The sequence below is a fragment of the Rhodococcus sp. P3_B8 genome (assembly GCF_056402775.1).
The window spans coordinates 65449-85705 of the sequence record NZ_JBFUGT010000015.1 but is presented as its reverse complement, the minus strand read 5'-3'; the positions used below and the strand labels follow the sequence as shown (position 1 = coordinate 85705).

Annotated in this window: 18 protein-coding genes; 8 read left to right on the top strand and 10 right to left on the bottom strand. The window is 65.9% G+C overall.

The window, feature by feature from the left end; genetic code table 11:
* Positions 1-105 precede the first annotated feature (105 nt).
* From AC1D1G_RS09175 to AC1D1G_RS09165, 3 genes are read left to right on the top strand one after another with little or no spacing between them, the layout of a single operon-like run.
* A complete protein-coding gene (locus AC1D1G_RS09175) occupies positions 106-909 on the top strand; it encodes an SDR family NAD(P)-dependent oxidoreductase (protein WP_005254396.1) in 804 nt (267 codons plus the stop codon).
* 24 nt (positions 910-933) lie between these two features.
* Entirely contained in the window at positions 934-2481 is a 1548-nt protein-coding gene (locus AC1D1G_RS09170; RefSeq protein ID WP_477951788.1) for an acyl-CoA synthetase, read from the top strand.
* A gap of 15 nt (positions 2482-2496) precedes the next feature.
* Complete coding sequence (locus AC1D1G_RS09165; RefSeq protein ID WP_477951787.1) at positions 2497-3693, top strand: TetR/AcrR family transcriptional regulator; 1197 nt, start codon at positions 2497-2499, stop codon at positions 3691-3693.
* On the opposite strand, the gene AC1D1G_RS09160 is transcribed toward AC1D1G_RS09165, so the two are convergent.
* The 9 genes from AC1D1G_RS09160 to AC1D1G_RS09120 all read right to left on the bottom strand — a co-directional run bounded on the left by AC1D1G_RS09160 (position 3694) and on the right by AC1D1G_RS09120 (position 13892).
* Entirely contained in the window at positions 3694-5301 is a 1608-nt protein-coding gene (locus AC1D1G_RS09160; protein WP_317568624.1) for an SLC13 family permease, read from the bottom strand. It abuts the gene before it with no gap.
* A gap of 102 nt (positions 5302-5403) precedes the next feature.
* Positions 5404-6294, bottom strand: a complete 891-nt coding sequence (locus AC1D1G_RS09155) for a universal stress protein (RefSeq protein WP_317568623.1) — start codon at positions 6292-6294, stop codon at positions 5404-5406.
* On the bottom strand, positions 6291-8114 hold the full coding sequence (locus tag AC1D1G_RS09150) for an amino acid permease (protein ID WP_317568622.1): 1824 nt from the start codon (positions 8112-8114) through the stop codon (positions 6291-6293). Before AC1D1G_RS09150 ends, AC1D1G_RS09155 begins: the two co-directional genes overlap by 4 nt.
* A gap of 208 nt (positions 8115-8322) precedes the next feature.
* Positions 8323-8994: a GntR family transcriptional regulator gene (locus AC1D1G_RS09145; RefSeq protein ID WP_283351158.1), complete on the bottom strand. Its 672-nt coding sequence runs from the start codon at positions 8992-8994 to the stop codon at positions 8323-8325.
* 127 nt (positions 8995-9121) lie between these two features.
* On the bottom strand, positions 9122-10165 hold the full coding sequence (locus AC1D1G_RS09140) for an LLM class flavin-dependent oxidoreductase (protein WP_317568621.1): 1044 nt from the start codon (positions 10163-10165) through the stop codon (positions 9122-9124).
* Positions 10166-10253: 88 nt separating this feature from the next.
* Positions 10254-11744, bottom strand: a complete 1491-nt coding sequence (locus tag AC1D1G_RS09135; RefSeq protein ID WP_477951786.1) for an aldehyde dehydrogenase — start codon at positions 11742-11744, stop codon at positions 10254-10256.
* Positions 11737-12468 carry an alpha/beta fold hydrolase gene (locus tag AC1D1G_RS09130; RefSeq protein WP_265146496.1) on the bottom strand — a complete coding sequence of 244 codons (732 nt, stop codon included), beginning with the start codon at positions 12466-12468 and terminating at the stop codon, positions 11737-11739. Before AC1D1G_RS09130 ends, AC1D1G_RS09135 begins: the two co-directional genes overlap by 8 nt.
* 12 nt (positions 12469-12480) lie before the next feature.
* On the bottom strand, positions 12481-13032 hold the full coding sequence (locus AC1D1G_RS09125) for an amino acid synthesis family protein (RefSeq protein WP_242322572.1): 552 nt from the start codon (positions 13030-13032) through the stop codon (positions 12481-12483).
* Complete coding sequence (locus AC1D1G_RS09120) at positions 13029-13892, bottom strand: amino acid synthesis family protein (protein ID WP_477951785.1); 864 nt, start codon at positions 13890-13892, stop codon at positions 13029-13031. The genes AC1D1G_RS09125 and AC1D1G_RS09120 overlap by 4 nt, the downstream gene beginning before the upstream one ends.
* A gap of 170 nt (positions 13893-14062) precedes the next feature.
* Between AC1D1G_RS09120 and AC1D1G_RS09115 the strand changes: the two genes are divergently transcribed.
* Genes AC1D1G_RS09115 through AC1D1G_RS09105 form a run of 3 tightly spaced genes read left to right on the top strand, consistent with a single transcriptional unit; the run spans position 14063 to position 16480 of the window.
* On the top strand, positions 14063-15529 hold the full coding sequence (locus AC1D1G_RS09115; protein ID WP_477951784.1) for a BCCT family transporter: 1467 nt from the start codon (positions 14063-14065) through the stop codon (positions 15527-15529).
* Positions 15526-15951 (top strand): ester cyclase, encoded by a 426-nt coding sequence (locus AC1D1G_RS09110; RefSeq protein WP_242322569.1) that lies wholly within the window; start codon positions 15526-15528, stop codon positions 15949-15951. Before AC1D1G_RS09115 ends, AC1D1G_RS09110 begins: the two co-directional genes overlap by 4 nt.
* Positions 15952-15976: 25 nt before the next feature.
* Positions 15977-16480 carry a flavin reductase family protein gene (locus tag AC1D1G_RS09105; protein WP_477951783.1) on the top strand — a complete coding sequence of 168 codons (504 nt, stop codon included), beginning with the start codon at positions 15977-15979 and terminating at the stop codon, positions 16478-16480.
* An 89-nt stretch (positions 16481-16569) separates the two neighbouring features.
* On the opposite strand, the gene AC1D1G_RS09100 is transcribed toward AC1D1G_RS09105, so the two are convergent.
* Entirely contained in the window at positions 16570-17256 is a 687-nt protein-coding gene (locus AC1D1G_RS09100; protein ID WP_242322567.1) for a GntR family transcriptional regulator, read from the bottom strand.
* Between the two features lie 252 nt (positions 17257-17508).
* On the opposite strand from AC1D1G_RS09100, the gene AC1D1G_RS09095 reads away from it, so the two are divergent.
* The gene (locus tag AC1D1G_RS09095; RefSeq protein WP_265146498.1) at positions 17509-18978 is read left to right on the top strand and encodes a purine-cytosine permease family protein; all 1470 of its coding nucleotides are present in this window, start codon (positions 17509-17511) and stop codon (positions 18976-18978) included.
* Positions 18978-20243, top strand: coding sequence for a bifunctional 3,4-dihydroxy-2-butanone-4-phosphate synthase/GTP cyclohydrolase II (locus tag AC1D1G_RS09090; protein ID WP_477951782.1), 1266 nt, complete (start codon positions 18978-18980; stop codon positions 20241-20243). Before AC1D1G_RS09095 ends, AC1D1G_RS09090 begins: the two co-directional genes overlap by 1 nt.
* Positions 20244-20257: the final 14 nt, after the last annotated feature.

Sequence of the window (20257 nt, the reverse complement as noted above, 5' to 3'; positions counted from 1 at the left end):
CATCTGGACCTCACCGTCACCCTCGCCGACGGAACGGTCACCCTCCGCGGCGACGCCGTCGTCGCCGCCTGACCTTCGCCACACCACCGAAAGGAAGTCCCGCTCATGGGCAAGCTCGACAACAGGACAGCCATCGTCACCGGATCCGGCCGCGGCATCGGCCGTGCCATCGCCATGAAGTTCGCGGCCGAGGGCGCCAGCGTCGTCGTCAACGACCTCGACCCGGGCCCGGCCAAGGAGACGGTCGAGGAGATTGTCGCAGCCGGCGGCAAGGCCGTCGCCAGTATCGGTTCCGTCACCGAGGAAGGCTTCGCGGACCGCTTCGTCGCCACCGCCGTCGACACCTTCGGCGGCCTCGACATCATCGTCAACAATGCCGGCTTCACCTGGGACAACGTCATCCAGAAGATGACCGACGAGCAGTGGGACACCATCCTGGATCTGCACCTGAAGGCACCGTTCCGGATCCTGCGCGCGGCGCAGCCGTACATCAAGGCGAACCCGACCGACTACCACCGCAAGGTCGTCAACATCTCCTCCAACGCCGGTGTCGTCGGCAACGCCGGCCAGTCCAACTACGCCGCCGCCAAGGCCGGCATCATCGGACTGACCAAGACCCTCGCCCGCGAGTGGGGCCGCTACCGGGTGAATGTCAACGCGGTCGCCTACGGCCTGATCAACACCCGCCTGACGGAGGCGTCGGCGGACGGCAACGCCACCATCGACGTCGAAGGCCGGGAGATCAAGGTCGGCGTCAACCCGCAGCTGCTCGCCGCAGCCGAGCGGTCCATCCCGCTGGGCCGGGCCGGCCGTCCCGACGAGGCAGCGGGCGCAGTGTTCGCCCTGTGCCTGCCCGAGACCGACTACGTCAGCGGCCAGTGCCTGGTTTGCGACGGCGGCAGCCGCTAACCATCCCCGACAGGAGGGGTCCCCATGTACTTGACTCAGTCACTGCATCGCGCGGTGCAGCAACGCCCGAACCAGCCCATGACCGTGTGCGGGGACCGCATCCACACCAGCAGCGAGACCGGAGACAGGGTCGCCCGCCTCGCGGGCGCTCTGCTCGGTCTCGGTGTGGGGGTCGGCGACCGCGTCGGCATGCTGTCGCTCAATTCCGACCGGTACCACGAGTACTTCTTCGCCACCTGGTGGATAGGCGGCGTGGTCAACCCGCTCAACACTCGCTGGAGCGCCGCCGAGATCGCGTTCGCCCTCGAAGACTCACAGACGGCGGTACTGCTGGTCGACGACACCTTCGTACCGCTGCTGGACGAGATTCGCACATTCTTCCCGTCGCTGCGAGCAGTGGTGCACTGCGGCGACCAACCGACACCGGACGGGCTTCTCCGTTACGAAGACCTGGTCGCCACCGCGGAACCCGTCGAAGACCTGCGCGTGGGCGGAGACACCCTGGCAGGGATTTTCTATACCGGTGGTACCAGCGGCCGCCCCAAAGGCGTCATGCTCACCCACCTCAACCTGATGACCGCGAGCCTCGGGTCGCTGGCCGCCAACCACACCGCCGTCGCAGGCGGCCGCGCCCTGCTGTCCGCACCCATGTTCCACCTCGCTGCACTGGCCAGCTGGAACGGCCAGAACATCGCCGGTGGCATCCTGGTGATGTTGCCGTCGTTCGAACCGGCCGCGGCGCTGCGACTGATCGAAGAGCAGCGGATCAACTCGATGCTGTTGGTACCGACCATGATCCAGATGTTGCTGCGCCACCCGGAGCGCGAGATCCGCGACCTGTCCAGCATCACCGCAATTCAGTACGGCGCGTCCCCGATCTCCGAGACCCTGCTACGCCAGGCCCAGCGCGCCTTCCCGAAAGCTGATTTCGTGCAGGGTTACGGGATGACCGAGGCCGGCCCCGGACTCACCTCGCTCAGCGCCGACGACCACCACGCGGCCACCCGGCTCAATTCGGCCGGTCGGCCGATGGGTCACGTCGAGGTGCGGGTTGTCGACGACCGTGGCAACGAACTTCCCCGCGGCGACGTCGGCGAGATCATCGCCCGCGGCGGCAACATCATGACCGGTTACTGGAATCGACCGGAAGAGACCGCGGCGGCGCTGCGCGACGGCTGGCTGTACACCGGCGACGGCGGCTACATGGACGAGGACGGCTACCTGTTCGTGGTGGACCGACTGAAGGACATGATCATTTCCGGGGGAGAGAACGTGTACTCGACCGAAGTCGAGAATGCTCTCGCCTCTCATCCCGATGTGGTGCAGTGTGCGGTGATCGGTGTTCCCGACGATCGGTTCGGCGAGCGGGTGCACGCGTTTCTGGTGATGAAACCTGGCACGTCACTGACCTGCGACGACGTGCGAGCCCACTCCAAGAAACTGATCGCCGGGTACAAGTCGCCACGGAGCATCACGATCGTGGAGCAGATGCCGGTCTCGCCGGCTGGCAAGATACTCAAGAGAGAACTCCGCCGGCAGTTCTCCGACCTGGCCGACCGCACCGCGCACTGACACCCCGAGGCTGCAATGACGATCGACACATCGGACGACACACCTGCTGTCGAGCCGTCCGCCAAGAAGACGCCGCGGCCGCGCAACCGTAAAGCGCAGATCATCACGGTGGCCCGAGAGCAATTCGGGCGACGCGGCTACCACGGGGTGAACATGGAGGACATCGCCTCCGCGGTGGGAATCACCGCGGGGGCGCTGTACCGCCATTTCCCGAACAAGCAGGACCTTCTGGCACAGGCGATACTCAATGCCGCCTCGTCGATCACGGCCACCCTCGACGACGTCGACCCCGAGGACTCGGCCTCGAACTGTCTGGCCCTGTTCCGCTACTGCCTCGACAACGACTTCCGCGCGGTCCTCTTCGACCAGGAAGCCCGCCACCTCGCTCCCGAACGCCGGGCCGAGGTGCGGACGGCCGTTCAGTCGGTCCCGGCACGCATCGCCGACGCCCTCCGCTCCGAACGCCCCGACCTCACCACTGCGGACGCCGACTTGCTGGCCTGGGCCATGTCGAGCGTCGCCCTCAGTCCCGCCCGGCACCGAACGACCTTGCCGCGCAAACGCTTGGAGAGCCTGCTGCTGGAGCTGTGCGAACGGCTGCGGAGCGCTCCGATCCGGCACGCCGAGGAGATACCTGCCGAGGAGGCATACGTCTCCGGCTTCGCTCACGCTTCCCGTCGTGAAACCCTGTTGACCGCCGCCATCTCCCTGTTCAGGCGGCGCGGCTACCAGTCGGTGACGATGGACGACATCGGCGCCGCCGCGGGGATGGCGAGTTCGAGCATCTACACCTACTTCTCCGGCAAGGCCGAGGTGCTCCAGGCGATCCTCGTCCGAGGCACCGAGTCCCTGCGGATGGGGTTGGTCCAGGCGCTTGCCGGTGCGCGCTCCCGCGAGGACGCGCTCGCTCTGGTGGTGCACTCGTACGCCTCGGCCGTGTCGGCACCCGACAGTGCCATCGGCATCCTCATCGAGGAGTCGACGAATTTACCCGAAGAGGCACAGTCGCAGTCACGCACGGCTCAACGCGAGTACATCGACGAGTGGGTACATCTCCTCGGCACCGACACCCACGAAACCCGGACTACGGTGCTCGCCGCGATCGGGTTGGTCAACGACCTTTCGCGGTTGCGGCACCTGCACACCCGACCGCGGTTCCGAGACGAAATCGAGGAACTGGCCCTTCGGGTACTGGGAGTCCGTATCGACTGATCACCCACCGCCGAGGCCGACCACTCCGATCATCAAGGGCAGGAAGACGATGATCAGAATTGCGCCGACGATGTCGAAGGTGATTCCGCTCCGGATCATCGTGGTGATCCGGACGGCTCCGGAGCCGTAGACCACGGCGTTCTGCGGCGTCGAGACCGGCAGCATGAAGCCGAACGATGCGGCGAACGTGGCCGCGAGCGCAGGCACGAAGGGGTTGACCCCGGCCGCCAACGCCACCGGGATCACGATCGGCACCACGACCGCCGCCGACGCCGTGTTACTCGTCGTCTCCGACACGGCGATGGCCAGCAGCACCGCGAAGACGGTGATGGCGACGACGCTGGTCAGGCCCAGCGAGTCCGCGACGGAGGTGCCGATCGTCTCGGCGAGTCCGGTGTCGGCGAGCAGTGCGCCGAAGATGATGCCGCTGCCGAACAGCACGATCGTGCCCCAGTCGATCTTCGCTGCGTCCCGCCAGGTCAGCGTGAACTCCCGATTCTCCCAATCGGTCGGCAGAAGGTAGAGCAACGCCGCCCCGAAGACCGCGACCATGCCCTCGTCGAGTCGGTCGCTGATCGTGCCGTAGAGGTCCGAGTCGTTGCCGGCGACCACCGCGACGACACCGGGCAGGATCCACAGCGTCACCGTCACTCCGAACGCGATGAGCGTGTTCTTCTCGGCACGCGACAGCGGACCCATTTCCGCGCGCTGTTCCGCCAGGTAATCGGCGACGCCCTCGATGCGCCGGATCTCGGGCTTGTTGAGGCGCAGCAGGATGATGGCGAGCGCGATGAACATCAGCAGGCAGATCGGGATGGCCATCACCATCCACTGCCCGAAGCTGATCCGCTCCCCCGTGGCCTCTTCGATGAGCCCGCGTCCGATGAGGTTGGGTGGGCTCCCGACCGGTGTCAGCAGGCCGCCCACGCTTGCGCTGTACGCGAGCATCAGCATGATCGCGGCACCCACCCGGAGACGCAACGGGTCGAAGTCCGCTGCGACGACGCCGCGGCGCTGCATGAGTTTCGCGATGACGCCGAGGATGCCCAGGGCGGTGGGCAGCAGCATGGCCACGGTCGCGGTGTTGGATACGAACGCCGAGAGCCCGCACGTGATCGCGCCGAACGCGACGATCACTCCGGTGGTGGACTGGCCTACACGTGGCAGGGTCAGGATCCGAAACGCGAAGCGCCGTGCGACGCCGTGTTTGAGCATCGCCTGGGCGAGGATGAACGCTCCGATGAACGTGAAGATCGTCGACGACCCGAACGCGGCGAGGACCTCGTCGGCCGGCGCCACGCCCAGAAACACCACGATCGCCACCCCGAGCAGCCCGCCGATCGGGATCGGCACCGCCTCGGTCACCCACAGCACGATGACGCCGAGCAGCACGCCGGCCAACGTCTGCTGGTTGGGCGGGATGTCGATCGGCAGGGCGAGGAACGCGATCGTGATCAGTGGTGCGAGAAACAGCCCTATCGTGCGGCGGCCCTTCTCGAATCGCTCCTCGGCGGGTGAGAGATGCTGTTCGCCGAGGCTGCGATAGGTGGTGTGCCCGAGCAACGCCTTGTCRACGTCGGTGCGGTGACCCTCGTTCTCGGCTGTCATGGTCCCTCCCCTGCGACACGGATTGGTACGGAAGTAGTACCCATGAACGAGCGGGATAGTCGTTTCACGGCATGTTTTCTCCCGGATGGGCACGAACGACGCCTAGGCCGTCACCTTGTTTCTGGGAACGATCAGCACGGGCACCGGAGCGTGACGCAGGATCTTCGAGGCGGCCGAGCCGAGGAATACGTGGGCCGCGGGTCCGGCCGCGCCCGAACCCAGCGCCAGCATGTCGCCGGCTTCCCAGGAGACGGCCTCCACCGCTTCGCGCCAGTCGTGGCCGCTGCCGACCACGACGTCCACGTCGGGAACCGGAATTCGGGCGCGAACTGCGTTGAGCTGCTTGATGATATCGGCGCGCGTCCGGCGAGCCCACTGTTGTACGACGAGGTCCTCCGTCGATCGCTCGATCGCGCCGCCGAACATCGTCATCGGCCGCACCGTGAACGACACGATTCGCAACTGCACCGGCCACTGCCTCGCCAGTTCGGCGGTGGCGGCAACGAGGCCGTTCACGTCGGCCTCGCCTCCGTACGCGACGGTGATCCGGCGGATCGACTCCGGCACCGGCGGGTAGCCGCGCGGAGCGATCGCGACGGGCACCGCTGCGGTGTGGACCAGCCGTTCGGTGACGCTGCCCAGCGTCACCCTGCCCAGCAGCCCGGACGACGACGACCCGACAACCACGAGACGCGCGTCGTGGGCGGTGACGAGTTCGATCAACCCTGTTGGAATGGAATCGGATTGGTGGACGATGCGGGGAATGTCCGGGCCCCCGGGCAGCTGGCCGACCACCCTGTCCAGGGCGTGCGAAGCCTGCTCGGTGACGTAGCCCAGGTATTCGCGTTCGATGGGGTCGTCTTTCGCCGGCCACGGCCGTTCCACGATCGCCGCGGCCACAACCTTGTCGCCGGTCCAGCGTGATATCTGCACCGCCAGGTTGAGGGGTGCGGTGCCCTGACGGCTCGAGCTGAAGCCGGCGATGATCGTCATCGGGGGGCTCTCCCTGCGGCGACCGGGGTGACGACGACGTGCGTCACCGGCACGCTGTGCTCGGCGCGTGCGCGGTCCACGACGTCGAAGCGGTGCCACACCGACTCTTCGGGTGGCAGTGTCGAGATGACGATCTGATCTGGACGGAACGAGTCGACGGCGGCGGCCAGGGCCCGCAGCGGCCGGTAGTCGCCCAACTCGCCGTCGGCTTCGAGGTTCTCCGCGCGGAGTGTCGCCAGCGTGTCGTCCAACCGCCGCTGTGCGACCTCTCGGGTCGCTTCCGCGACGTCGAGTGGACCGTGGGTGGCGGCGGTTCCGGTCTCGATCGGGCTGGCAGGCACGACCACGAAGTAGGTGGCATCCCGATCCGCGTCGATGCGACGAAGCTCGTCGAGCATTTCCTTGGACTGGACGGTCTGGTTCGCGAGCACCAGCACGCGGTGCGGTCGTGTCGTCGCCGCGACCCCTTCCACGACGGGTCGCCGGCCCACGAACCACTTGTTGGCGAGGAAGAGCACGATGACGACGGCCCACGACAACAGGCTCAGCATCAGTTGCGACCGCACGTCGTCCTGCAGATACATCTGCACCAGGATCCCCACGATCGCGGCCGCGGTGATGATCGACAACACCGGGAACAGCCACATCTTGACCCGAAGCTCCGAGTCCGGGGTGCGGTAACGCAGGACGATCTGGGAGACGGCAATGAGCAGGTAGACGAACAGGATGACCGCACCGCTGGAGTTCAGCAGGAAGACGAAGACGGTGTCCGGTGAGACTGCCGCGGCGATGACGCACAGAAAACCGACGACCGAGGACGCGAGTATCGCGATGGCAGGAACCCCGCGCCGGGTCACCCTGACCAGCTGCGCGGGCGCCTCCCGGCGCGCAGCGAGCACGAACAACATGCGTGAGGCGGTGTACATGCCCGAGTTGAGACAGCTCAGCACCGCCGTCAACACCACGGCGTTCATGATGTGGTCGGCGTACGGGATCCCCATTTCGGTGAACGCGGCGACGAAGGGGGACGCGGCCGCCTCCTCGTCGTTCCACGGCAGGATCGTCGCCAGCAGGAACGTGGAGCCGACGAAGAACACGGCGATCCGCACGATCACCGAGTTCGCGGCCTTGGTCACCGCCCGCTCCGGATCCGCCGATTCCGCGGCCGCGATCGTCGCGATTTCGGCGCCGACCATGGAGAAGATCACCGTCACCACACCGACGGTGATGGCCATGGCGCCGAACGGCAGGAACCCGTCATGGCTCCACAGGTTCGAGAAATCGAGCGATTTGTTCGGCCACACCCCCAACACGAACAGTGTGCCCAGCCCGATGAACACCACGATCGCGGCCACCTTGATCCCGGCRAACCAGAATTCGAACTCACCGAACGACGACACCGAGAACAGATTCGTCGCCGTCATCAGAATCATCAGAACCAACGCCGACAACCACAACGGGATGTCGATCCAGTACTGGATGATCGTCGCGCCGGCGATCGCCTCGAAACCGACGACGATCACCCAGAAGTACCAGTACAACCAGCCGACGGAGAAGCCGGCCCAGTTGCCCAACGCGGCGCGGGCATAATCGGCGAACGATCCGGTCGACGGGTTGGCCACCGCCATCTCGGCCAGCATCCGCATGACCATGATGATCAGGACCCCGGCAAGCGCATAGGTAATGAACGCCCCCGGCCCGGTGTCGCCGATGACGACACCCGAGCCGACGAACAGGCCTGCGCCGATCACCCCGCCGATCGCAATCATCGTCAGCTGCCGCTGGCTCAGCGCCTTCTTCAAAGTGGGTGTTGCACTCATTGCATCCCTCCGATACTCGACGCACCGGCTACTCGCTCTCTTGGCGAGACCGGCTGTCGGATTCCGTGGGATGTACTCGGCTGGGCACGCGATCAGAGGGAATGAGCCGCAGGGCTTGAATCTCAATCGTAAGCCGCAGCGTCCGTCCGGCGAGCGGGATCGGACAGGTGGATCGTTCTCACAATCGGATCCGGGGGAAGGCCTTCGATCAGCTGTCGAGTTGCGACATGAGCGCTTGCTGACTGGCCTGGACGTGACGTCGCATGTAGTTCTCGGCTCCGATGCCGTCCTTGGCGATGATCAATTCGAGGACGGTGTGGTGTTCGCGTTCGGACTCGAGTGACCGGCCGGGTTGCGAGAGTGAGGTCTTCACGAGTCGCCCGTAGGCGAGTTGGTTCATCAGGAGCCGGTAGTGGGTGGCGAGCTTCCCGTTGTCCGCACCGGCGATGAGGATCTCGTGGAAGTCGTGGACCAGTTGGGCGTAGCGCTCGGTGTCGCCCGCCTCCACTGCGGCGTCGGCCTCGCGGACATTCGCCTTCATGGCGGTGAGTTCGGGCACTTCCCCGCGGGCGGCCATCAAGCGTGCGGCACCGCCCTCGAGGAGTTGCTTCATCTCGAAGAGTTCGTTGATCTCACGCCGGGAAGGCACAGCGACGAACGTGCCGACCCGAGGGCGGATCTCGACCAACCCCTCGATCTGCAGTTGCTTGAGGGCCTCGCGGATCGGTGTGCGACTGATCCCGAAGGTTTCGGCGAGGGAGACTTCGGACAGCGATTGCCCGGGTGCCAACTCGCCCGAGATGATCATCTGCCGCAGTCCGTCGGCCGCGCGTTCCTGGAAGTTGCTCGTGTCGAGTCTTCGCGACGTCGCGACGTCCATCGGTCCCCTCCAGCACTGTGTCATGTATCTTGCATGTCAACCGTACATCGCCGACGCACCCTGCTCGTCGAGACCGATGGTCCCGCCCGCCCGCGGTGCACACGGTCGGGCAGGACCCAGGCCGGCATCAGCGGAAGGCGGGGATCACTTCGTTGATGAACAGTTCGAGGGACTTGCGCTTCTCCTCGTGGGAGAGGGTGTTGTCGGTCCAGAAGCTGAATTCGGTGATGCCGAGCTCCTCGTAGTACCGCAGACGGTCGATGACTTCTTCCGGCGTTCCAATCATCGCGGTCTTGTGCAGAGACTCCGGGGAGAACTCGGGCCGTTCCGCGAACTTCGACTCGGGGCTGGGATCGTGGAAGCCGTTGACCGGATCGGTCTTGTTCCCGAACCAGGCGTCGAACGTCCGATAGAACTTCTGGATGCCTTCGGCAGCGGGCCGCCAGCCCTCCGGATCGTCGGCCGGATGCACGTAGGTGTGGCGAAGAACCATGATCTCCGGCTGCGGCACCTCGGGGTGGTTCGCGACGGCGGTGTCGAACTTGCCCTTCAGGTCGGCGACTTCCTCGTCACCCTTCATCAGCGGGGTCACCATGACGTTGCATCCCTGTGCCACCGCGAAGTCGTGTGAGGCCGGATCACGAGCGGCCACCCACATCGGCGGCATCGGCTTCTGCACGGGCTTGGGCACACTCGTCGACGTCGGGAACTGCCAGATCTCGCCGTCGTGCGCGTAGTCCCCCTTCCACAGTTCGCGGACCGCGGGCACGAGTTCGCGCAGGTGCTTGCCCCCGTCGCCGGCAGGCAGTCCGCCGGCGAGGCGGTCGAACTCGAACTGGTAGGCGCCGCGGGCCAGCCCGACCTCCATGCGCCCGTTGCTGATGACGTCGAGCAGCGCGCACTCGCCCGCGACGCGGATCGGGTGCCAGAACGGGGCTATGATCGTGCCCGCGCCGAGCCGGATCGTCGACGTCTGGCCGGCCAGATACGCGAGCAGCGGCATGGGGCTGGGCGCGATCGTGTACTCCATCGCGTGGTGCTCACCGATCCACACTGTTTCGAATCCGCCGGCCTCGGCCATCACCGTCAGCTCGGTCAGGTTCTCGAACAGTTGGCGGTGGGTGACGCTCTCGTCCCAACGCTCCATGTGCACGAACAGCGAAAACCTCATAGCTGTTCCTCCTCTGCAAATCGTGTGGTCAATGTGCGGATCCAGCGGTGTGCGGACCCGGCCGATCGTGATGCTGGAGTGCGCACGGTCAGCTCCGCATGGTGAACGGATCCGCGACGGGATCTTCGCTCGTGTTGATCCAGACGCTCTTGAGCCGGGTGTACTCCTTGATCGTCTCGGTGCCGTGCTCGATGCCGACACCACTGCTCTTGAAACCCTGGCGCGGCGACATCGGCGACATCGCCCGGTAGGTGTTCACCCAGACCGTGCCGGCTTCGAGCCGCGAGGCCATGCGATGGGCCCGCGACAGATTCGTCGTCCACACACCGGCGGCGAGGCCGTACTCGGTGTCGTTGGCGAGCCGAATCACTTCCTCCTCGGTCTCGAACGGCATGATCGCCGCAACCGGACCGAAGATCTCCTCACGGACGACGCGCATGTCGTTGTCGACGTCGACGAGGACTGTCGGTTCGTAGAAGTAGCCGCCGAGCCCGCCTCCGTCGCAGGCGTTTCCGCCGGTGACGACCCGGGCTCCCTCGCTGCGGCCGAGATCGACGTAACCCGCCACCTTGTCGCGCTGGTCCGCGAAGGCGAGCGGTCCGAGTTCGGTCGCGTCGTCGAGCGGGTCGCCGATCCGAATCGTCTTGGCGCGCTCGGCGACGCGTTCGAGCAGCTCGTCGTAGACGGCACGGTGGGCGAACACCCGGCTTCCCGCGATACAGGTCTGCCCGGCGTCCGCAAAGATGCCCGCAACCACACCCATCGACGCGTTCGCCACGTCGGCATCGTCGAAGACGATGTTCGGCGACTTCCCACCGAGCTCGAGCGTCGAGCCGATGAAACGACTCGCGGTCGCCGCGGCGATTCGGGCGCCTGTTGCCGTGCTCCCGGTGAACGAGATCTTCGCCAGATCCGGGTGGTCGACCAGGGCCTGGCCGGCCTCGGCTCCGAACCCGGTGACGACGTTGACGGCGCCCGCGGGAAAGCCCGCCTCCACAGTCAGTTCCGCGAGTCGCAGTGCAGACCGCGACGTGTATTCCGACGGCTTGATGACGACGGTGTTCCCGACGCACAGTGCGGGCGCCAGCTTGCTGGTCGTCAGTGTCAGCGGAGAGTTCCACGGGGTGATCGCCCCGACCACACCGAGCGGCTCACGCGAGGTGTAGTTGAGCACCTTGCGGTCGGACGTCGGGACGACGTCACCCTGGATCTTGTCCGCCAATCCGGCGTAGTAGTAGTAATACTCGGGCAACGAGGCCAGCTGCCCGCGCATCTCACGCAGAAGCTTGCCGTTGTCCAGAACCTCCATCCGGGCAAGTTCTTCGGCGTTCTCACCGATGAGGTCGCCGAGACGGCGGAGCAGATGCCCGCGGCGCGTCTGACTGAGATCGCGCCATCGCGAATCCTCGAACGCCGCCTTCGCTGCCGCCACGGCGCGGTCGATGTCCGCAGCGTTGCCGCGGGCCGCCCGGTACAGCGGCTGCCGAGTGGCCGGGTTCGTGCTCTCGAAGTACTCACCGGATTTCGGCGTGACCCGCTCTCCACCGATGAAGTGTTGTAGCTGTTCGAGATCAGACATGTGCGTGCTCTCCGATGAAAGTGGTGATGCAGTCGACGAGCGCTTCGGGACGCTCGATGGGAAGCATGTGCCGCGCACGGGGAATGATCACCGACCGGCAGTCGGGCAACGCCGCTGCGAGTCGATGTGTCATCTCCGGGGTGGACCCGGGATCGTCACTGCCCGTCACGGCCAACGCCGGAACGGTGATCGTGGACAGGGCGGGGCCGAGTTCGGCGTCCCCGGTCGCGAAGACGCGATAGCAGTTGACGAAGGATGCGACATCGTTCGCCGACAACGTCTCCCGCGTTCGGCGAACCCAGTCCTCCCCGACCTGCGTGCCCTCGTACCAGCGCGTGAGCGATGCCGCGGCGCTGGCCGCGAAGTCCGCCTCGGCGGTCGTCAATCGGGCGAGGACGGCCGCCCGTTCGTCGTCGGTGCGGCGGCAGACCGAACTCACCGATGTCAGGGTCGCCACCAGTTCGGGGCGGTGCAGTGCCAGGTACTGGGCGACGAGGGCGCCGAGCGAGAAACCCACCAGGTGCGAGCCCGGCGGGATCTCGCCGGCCACACCCTCGGCGAGGTCTGCCAGCGTGGTGCCCGCACCGGCCGGAGGCCGCGAGCCGTGCCCGGGGAGGTCGGGAGTGATCAGCGTGTACCGGTCCGCGAGCAACGCGGCGGCAGGCTCCCACATCGTGTGATCGAGCCCGACGCCGTGCAGCAGCACCATGGTTGGCTTGCTCATGGGAGGTGCCGACTACTGCTCGGTCGTCAGCGGTGCCAGGCGCTGCTGGGGGCGTCCCTGCGCAGCGGCCGCCAGCGCGATCACGATCTCGTTCGGGTGCGGCGCATCGGCGATCCGGACCTCCACCGTCTGGTGGTGGGAGCGGATCGTCGCGTCGGTGATGTGCTTGAGCGGGATGTCGAACACGATGCCCGCCGGCCCGCGCTTCTCGACGGCGGGAAGCAGGGTCGTCGCGTTCGCAGCCTTGCGGAAGTGGTCACCGAACTTCAGCGTGTGAATCAGACCCGAGCCGTGCTCGATCTCCCCGTTCAATCCCACGATCGCGGCCTTGCCGTATGCCTCGGCGGGCGCGCCGAGCGCCTCGAGCACCTTCGGCGCCAGCAGTGCACCCGCCGCCGACGCGGTCTGGTCGATGCCCGGACCGAGGTCCTCGACGTAACCTTGCCCCGACCAAGGGTTTTCGATGACGGCAGCCACGATGGCCACGCGGGCGGCGGGCGACACCGGTCGACCGCCTTCGGTCAGGATCTCTTCGACGATCGTGATGATCTTGCGAACGTTCATGAAAGGACTGCCTCCAGAGTCTGAGCGGTGATAGCGGGGTCGGTTGCGCGGTCTCCGATGCGCGGATGCGGGCGGGGGCCGGTCGATGCGGCAGCAATGACGACGATCTCGTCGGCGCGCGGTGCGTCCGGCACTCGCGCACTCACGGTCTGGTAGTGGCTTCGGGTGGCGGCGTGCTCCTTGTGCCACATCGGGACGATCAGTTCTTCGCCTGCCTCGGCCCTGGTGTCCGCGAAGCAGATGATCGACTCCCCCTGCAGGAACTCGCGCATGAGATTCCCGAAGTACGGCGTGTGGATCAGCGCGCCACCGTGTTCGATCTCGCCGGCGGTACCGACGATCGCAGCCTTGCCGAAGGCCTCGATCCGATCTGCGCCGCCGAGCGCATCGATGAGCCGATCGGTCAGCAGTTTCGCCAGCAGAGGCGCGACTTCACCGACTTCCGCCGACAGATCGGTGGTGACACCGGTGCCCACCCACGGGTTCGCGACCACAGCTGCGACGCTGGCGCGAGAAACCGGGCTGGCGGGGGCCTTCCCCAACTCGAGCACCGTCTCCTCGCGATAGAGCGACAACTTGCGGATGCCGATGCCCGCCTCGATACGTTTCCGATTCCGCTGTTGCATACAACGTACAGTAATCACCGGCCGCACAACGGTCAAGAGCAACCGGTCCTCGATAGTCGTTTTCATCGCCCGTTCGTCGACCAGACGAGGCCATAGCCGCAGCTGAAAGCCACTTTTTCCAGCAGAGTTCCATACGGCCGACTTGCCGCGAAGCTGCTCAGCCGTTGACACGGGATGTGACGCGCCTAATACTCTGTTGCATGGCAGAGCAGCCGAGTAGCGGCCCGTCGTCACAGACGACCCCCATATCCAGCCACCGTCCCGCCGCACCGGAACCGAACGCGGGCAACCCGACCATCGAATCGACACACGTCGCCCTCCTCAGCGCAGGAGGTCCGGGCCACGCCCGCGAAGTGCCGCGCAGGAATCGGCTCCGCGACAACGGGCTCGGCAGCGTCTTCTGGATGTCTGTCGGCGTCTCGACACTGTTCGTCGTGTGGGCCGTCGCATTCACCGACAACCTGAACGAGGTCACGTCCGACTCGCTCAACTGGATGACGTCCACCTTCGGCTGGACGTATCTGGTGGTGACGCTGTGCATCCTGGTCTTCCTGGTGTTTCTCGCATTCAGCCCCGCCGGCGATCTACGGCTCGGCCGGGACGACGAGAAACCGGAATTCTCCACGCCGAGTTGGCTGGCGATGATCCTGAGCGCGGTCATGGGTATCGGGCTGATCTCCTACGGTGTCGCCGAACCGATCTCGCACTTCGCCTCGCCGCCGCACGGTCTCGCCGAGCCGAATACCACCTCGGCTGCCGTGCRCGCCATGCAGTACTCCTATTTCGACTGGGGCGTGCACGCGTGGGCCATCTTCGCGGTGTTCGGCCTGGCCATCGCGTACTCCACGCACCGGAAGGGACGGCGGACACTGGTGAGCCAGCTGTTCTATCCCCTGCTCGGTGAGCGCGTGAACGGTCCCCTCGGCAAGACGATCGACGTGCTCGCGGTGTTCGCCACGCTGTTCGGCACCACAACCTCGCTCGGACTCGGCGCGCTGCAGGTCAACAACGGACTGGCCAGCCTGTTCGGAACGCCGGTGGACTCGGTCTCACAGGTGATGATCATCGCCGTCGTCACCGCGCTGTTCACGCTGTCCGCCGTCACCGGTGTCAACAAGGGCATCAAGGTTCTCAGCCAGTGCAGCACCGCCCTGGCGATCGCCCTGTTCGTCTTCATCCTGATCGTCGGCCCGGCGGTCTTCGTCGCGAACCTGTACATCGAGTCCCTCGGTACGTGGGCGAGCGACTTCTTCCGGATGAGTTTGCAGGGTACGGCCTTCGGCGATCTCGAGTGGATGCAGTGGTGGACGTACTTCATGCTCGCCTGGTGGGTGTCCTGGGGCGCGTTCGTCGGTGTCTTCCTCGCCCGTATCTCACGCGGGCGCACCATCCGAGGCTTCATCATGGGAGTCCTCGTCGTGCCCAGCGCCGTCTTCTTCACCTGGTTCACGGTGTTCGGCGGCACCGCCATCCACATCGACATGTACGAGGGCGGCGACATCGCCGAGCGCACCGCGGCAGACATCAACAGCGCATTCTTCGCGACGCTGGAGCACTATCCGTTCGCCACAGCGACATCGGTGATCGCTGTCATTCTCGTCGTCGTGTTCTTCGTATCCGGCGCCGATGCGAACACCTACGTGCTGAGCATGATGACCTCGAACGGTTCCCTGACCCCGGCCCGCTGGGTCCTCGTCCTGTGGGGCATACTCACCGGCGTCACCGCGATCGTGCTCATGCTTGCAGGCGGACTGAATGCCTTGCAGAACACCGTGATCGTGACGTCCCTTCCCTTCCTCGTGATCGTCGCCGGCTTGACGGTGTCGTTCTGGAAAGAACTCGTTTCCGACCGTAAGGAGCGCATGAAATGACCGACAACACCGCCCGCCGCGAGCTGATCGTGAAGGTGTGGGACGCAGCTTGGGACCGCGGTGAGGTGGACGCCTTCGATACCCTCCTTGGCCCGCACTACCAACGCCACGGCACCCACGGACCCGCTCAGGACCGCGAGACGTTCAAGGCCTCCATCCTGTCGACGCGTGCCGCCTTCCCCGATCTGAAGACCACGATCGACGACATCATTCTCGAAGACGACCGAGCCGCGATCCGCTGGCACAGCGCCGGAACGCATACCGGCGCATTCCTGGGCATTCCCACGACCGGCAAGCGTGTCCAGGTCAGCGGGGCCACCTTCGCCCGCTTCGACGGCGACGGCATCGTCGAAGAATTCGTGACCTGGGATCCCCGGGCACTTCTGTCCGCGCTCGGCATCATCACCGTCGGCCAAGACTGACCACGACATCTACCCGGAGCACACCATGTCACAGCTTCAGCACACCGTTGACCTCGATCTGATGAAGCAGGTCAACCGCCAGTTCGTCACCGGCGTCACCGTCATCACCACGATGGACGGCGACACCCCGAAGGGGCTGGCGGTCAACGCCTTTGCCAGCATCTCGCTCGACCCGCCGACCGTGATGGTCTGCGTGCAGCGCACGTCCAACACCCACGACTGCCTCTTCCGCGCCGATCATCTCGCGATCAACATCCTGTCCACGGCCCAGATGGACGTCGTCGCCAAGTTCGCATCGAAGTCCGACGACAAGTTCGCGGGCCTGAACTGGCGGCCCGGCCCCTCCGGGAGTCCGTTGATCGACCTCAGTAGCGCACAGATGGAGGTCGAGATCCGGGAGCGGCTTCAGGCGAGCACCCACACAGTGTTCATCTGCCGCGTCCTGCACGCCGCAGTCAGCGAACAGACTCCGATGATCTACAGCGCCGGAAAGTTCTTCGACGGAGGGTCTCTCGACCCCCTGGGATGATCCCGCCTCCGCCCCGGCGGCGAGGACACAGACGAGCGCGGGCCCACCTGTCGATCAGGTAGGCCCGCGGCGTTCTCGGGACGTGTCGGTCAGCGCGCCGGTCCGGCGGCGTCCAACCCGGCCATCACAGCGTGGTGACTTGCCTGGACGTGGTGGCGCATGAGCTTCTCGGCGCCCGCGCCGTCCTTGGCGATGATGAGGTCGAGCACGCGATGGTGTTCGCGCTCGGAGTCCAGGGAACGTCCGGGCTGTGCGAGCGAGGTCTTCACCAGCCGCCCGTAAGCCAACTGATTCATCAGAATTCGATAGTGGGTGGCGAGTTTGCCGTTGTCGGCGCCGACGATGAGGATCTCGTGGAACTCACGGACCAGCTCGGCGTACCGTGCGGTGTCGCCTGCGAGGACAGCTGCGTCGGCGTCGGCGACGTTGGATCTCATCGCCTCCAGTTCAGGGATGTTTCCGCGGGCGGCCATCAACCTGGCGGCGGCGCCCTCGAGGAGCTGTTTCATCTCGAACAGCTCGTTGATCTCGCGCCGGGACGGGGCGGCGACGAACGTTCCGACCCTTGACCGGATCTCCACGAGCCCCTCGATCTGCAGTTGCTTGAGTGCCTCGCGCACGGGGGTTCGGCTGATACCGAAGGTCTCGGCCAGATTCACCTCGGACAGCGCGTCACCCGGCCCGAGCTCGCCGCTGATGATCATCTGACGGAGTCCGTCGGCCACCTGCTCCTGGAAATTGGCGGTCACAAGCTTTCGGGTCGACGCGACGACCATCCTCACTCCTCCGTACGGGACTGCCATCTTGCATGGCAATTATTGCCAATCTACAGTCCCCGCGCACAACAGGGCAAGGCGCGGACCACGGTCGAGAGTGGGCGTTTCCGTCGTTCACCGGCTTTGTCAGATGATTACGGCGAGATGACCCGCATGAAGGGTTGATGACGGGGTTGACTTCGTCGCAACGGTTCTGCACAGTGATCTGCACAACGTTCTCTGCCATACATCATGGCAATCAGAGAGGTCATTATGTCTCAGACTCCCTCGGCAGACACCGAAGACCGCCGATACCGCAGCAAGGTCGCCGCGGTCGAGCCGTACGGCGTCGACCACATTCCCGACGTCGAACGGCACGGCACCGCCCGCTCCCAGTTCTCCATCTGGTTCGCCGCCGGCATGAACTTCCCGATCATGGTGCTGGGCTTCTCCGCCGTCAGCTTCGGACTCTCGCTGACGTCGGCGGTGACCGCGATCGTGCTCGGCTCCCTCGTCGGCGCGGCCGTCATGGGCATCCTGTCGCAGATGGGCGCCCGACTCGGTGTTCCGCAGCAGATCCAGTCGCGAGGCCCCCTCGGCTTCTTCGGGAACTTCGTCCCCGTCGCCTACATCAACGTCTTCGCCGGCATCGGATGGGCCGCCGTGACGATCATCCTCGGCGCCCAGGCCCTCCATGAGCTCGCGCCCGGCATCCCCTTCTGGCTCTCCGCCCTGGTGCTCGTCAGCATTCAGCTGGTTGTAGCCGTCTTCGGGTACAACATGATCCACTTCCTGCAGAAGATCCTGTCGTTCGTGCTGTTCTTCGGGTTCGTCCTCATCACCGTCGTGTCGGTGACCAACAGCGACGCAGTCGGCTTCGACGCCAACCCCGATGCGCCGTACTACATCGGCGGCACCGGTGGGTGGATCACCTTCGCCGGGTTCTTCATGTCGTTCCTCATCGCCTGGTGGCCGTTCGCGTCCGACTACTCGCGCTACCTTCCCGACGACGACGGCACTGCCAAGCGTGCGGGCACCTACACCCTCGCCGGCAACTTCATCACGCTGACCTGGTTGGGCATCGCCGGCGCACTGCTCGGAGGATCGGCCGTCTCGGGCGAAGAACCCATCGAGGCCCTGGCACGCCTGACCGGTTCGTGGGCGCCCGTGGCGCTGATCGTCGTCCTGTTGTCCTCCTTCTCCCAGAACTTCCTCAATGTCTACGGCGGCGCAATTTCGGTGCAGACGTTGCGGATTCCGGTCAGCCGTCGCACGGCAGTCATCGTCATCTGCGTCCTCGCCTACGTCATCAGTCTCTGGGCGGGTGCGGGCTTCGAGGCCAAGTTCAAGAACTTCCTGTTCCTCGGCGCCTACCTGATCGCCCCGTTCGGGGCGGCACTGCTCCTCGACTACTTCGTCGGTGGGCGGAAGGACAAGTCCCGAGTCGACGAACTGTACGACGAGACGCGCGTATTGAATTGGGGATTCTTCGCCTGGGTCGCGGGCGTCGTAGCCTCCGTCCCCTTCTGGAACCTGTCCTTCTACCAGGGCTGGGTCCCCGTTCACCATCCCGAATGGGGCGACCTGACCTATGTCGTCGGCTTCGTGGTGGCTGCGGGCGTGTACATGCTCACCTACCACCTCCCCGGCGTTCGTCGCCAGCCGAAGTTCGCTGCCGAGGTCGGCACCGAGGGTTCGGCGATCGCCGACCCGACACCCGCCACCACGGGCGGTGAGCGGTGATGACCGAGCAGATATTCGAGACAGTCCCGGCCTCGGCCCCGGCGTTCGTCGCGGACGTCGAACGCGCCCTCGGCGAGATCGCTGCCGKACGCGCCGTAGTCGTGGTCGACGATCACGATCGCGAGAACGAAGGCGACCTGATCTTCGCCGCCGAGTGTGCAACACCGGAACTCGTCGCCTTCACAATCCGGTACGGCTCCGGGGTGTTGTGCGTGCCGATGGCAGCTGACCGGCTCGACGCACTGCGACTGCCCCCGATGTGCACGGACAACGAGGATCCCAAAGGCACCGCCTACGCGGTGAGCGTCGACGCCCGCGACGGGGTCAGCACCGGGATTTCGGCCGCGGACAGGGCCCGGACCATCCGGCTCCTCGCCGCCGCCGACACCCGCCCCGAACAGCTGACCCGTCCCGGGCACGTGTTCCCGCTGCGGGCTCGCCCAGGCGGCGTACTCGAACGCCCCGGGCACACCGAAGCTGCGGTCGACCTGACCGCGCTGGCCGGGATGCGCCCGGCCGGAGCCATCTGCGAGATTGTCAACGACGACGGCACCATGGCCCGTGGCGCCGCCCTCGACGAGTTCTGTGCCGAGCACGGCCTGCACAAGCTCGCCATCGCCGACCTTGTCCGCTACCGCCGGTGGCAGGCACCTGTCGTCAGCAGCCCCGCGACACGCATGCCCACCCCGCACGGGACCTTCGAGGCCGTAGCCGTCGCCGGGGCGGACGGTCCGGAACACCTCGTCCTGACCCTCGGCGTCGTCGCGGACCAGGACGACGTCCTGGTCAGGGTGCATTCGGAATGCCTGACCGGCGACGTGTTCGGCTCCAGGCGCTGCGACTGCGGTCCGCAACTCGACCAGGCACTCGCCGAGATCGCCGGCGTCGGCGCAGGCGTGGTGATCTATCTACGCGGCCACGAAGGGCGCGGCATCGGGCTGGTCCAGAAATTGCGTGCCTACGGTCTCCAGGAACGCGGCTACGACACCGTCGACGCCAACACCGCCCTCGGACTGCCCGTCGATGCGCGTGACTTCGGCATGGCGGCGAAGATTCTGGCCGACCTGCGGATCCGCTCGGTGAATCTGATGTCGAACAATCCGCACAAGGAGTCGGCACTGGCGTCCTACGGCACCCGCATCCTGCGGACCACGCCGCTGCACATCGCGCCGACCACCGACAACGTGCGCTACCTGCAGACCAAAACCGAACGCCTGGGGCACCGGCCCCCGGTCGGGCTCCCGACAACCGTCCGACACGCGTGAACACCACGGAGCAG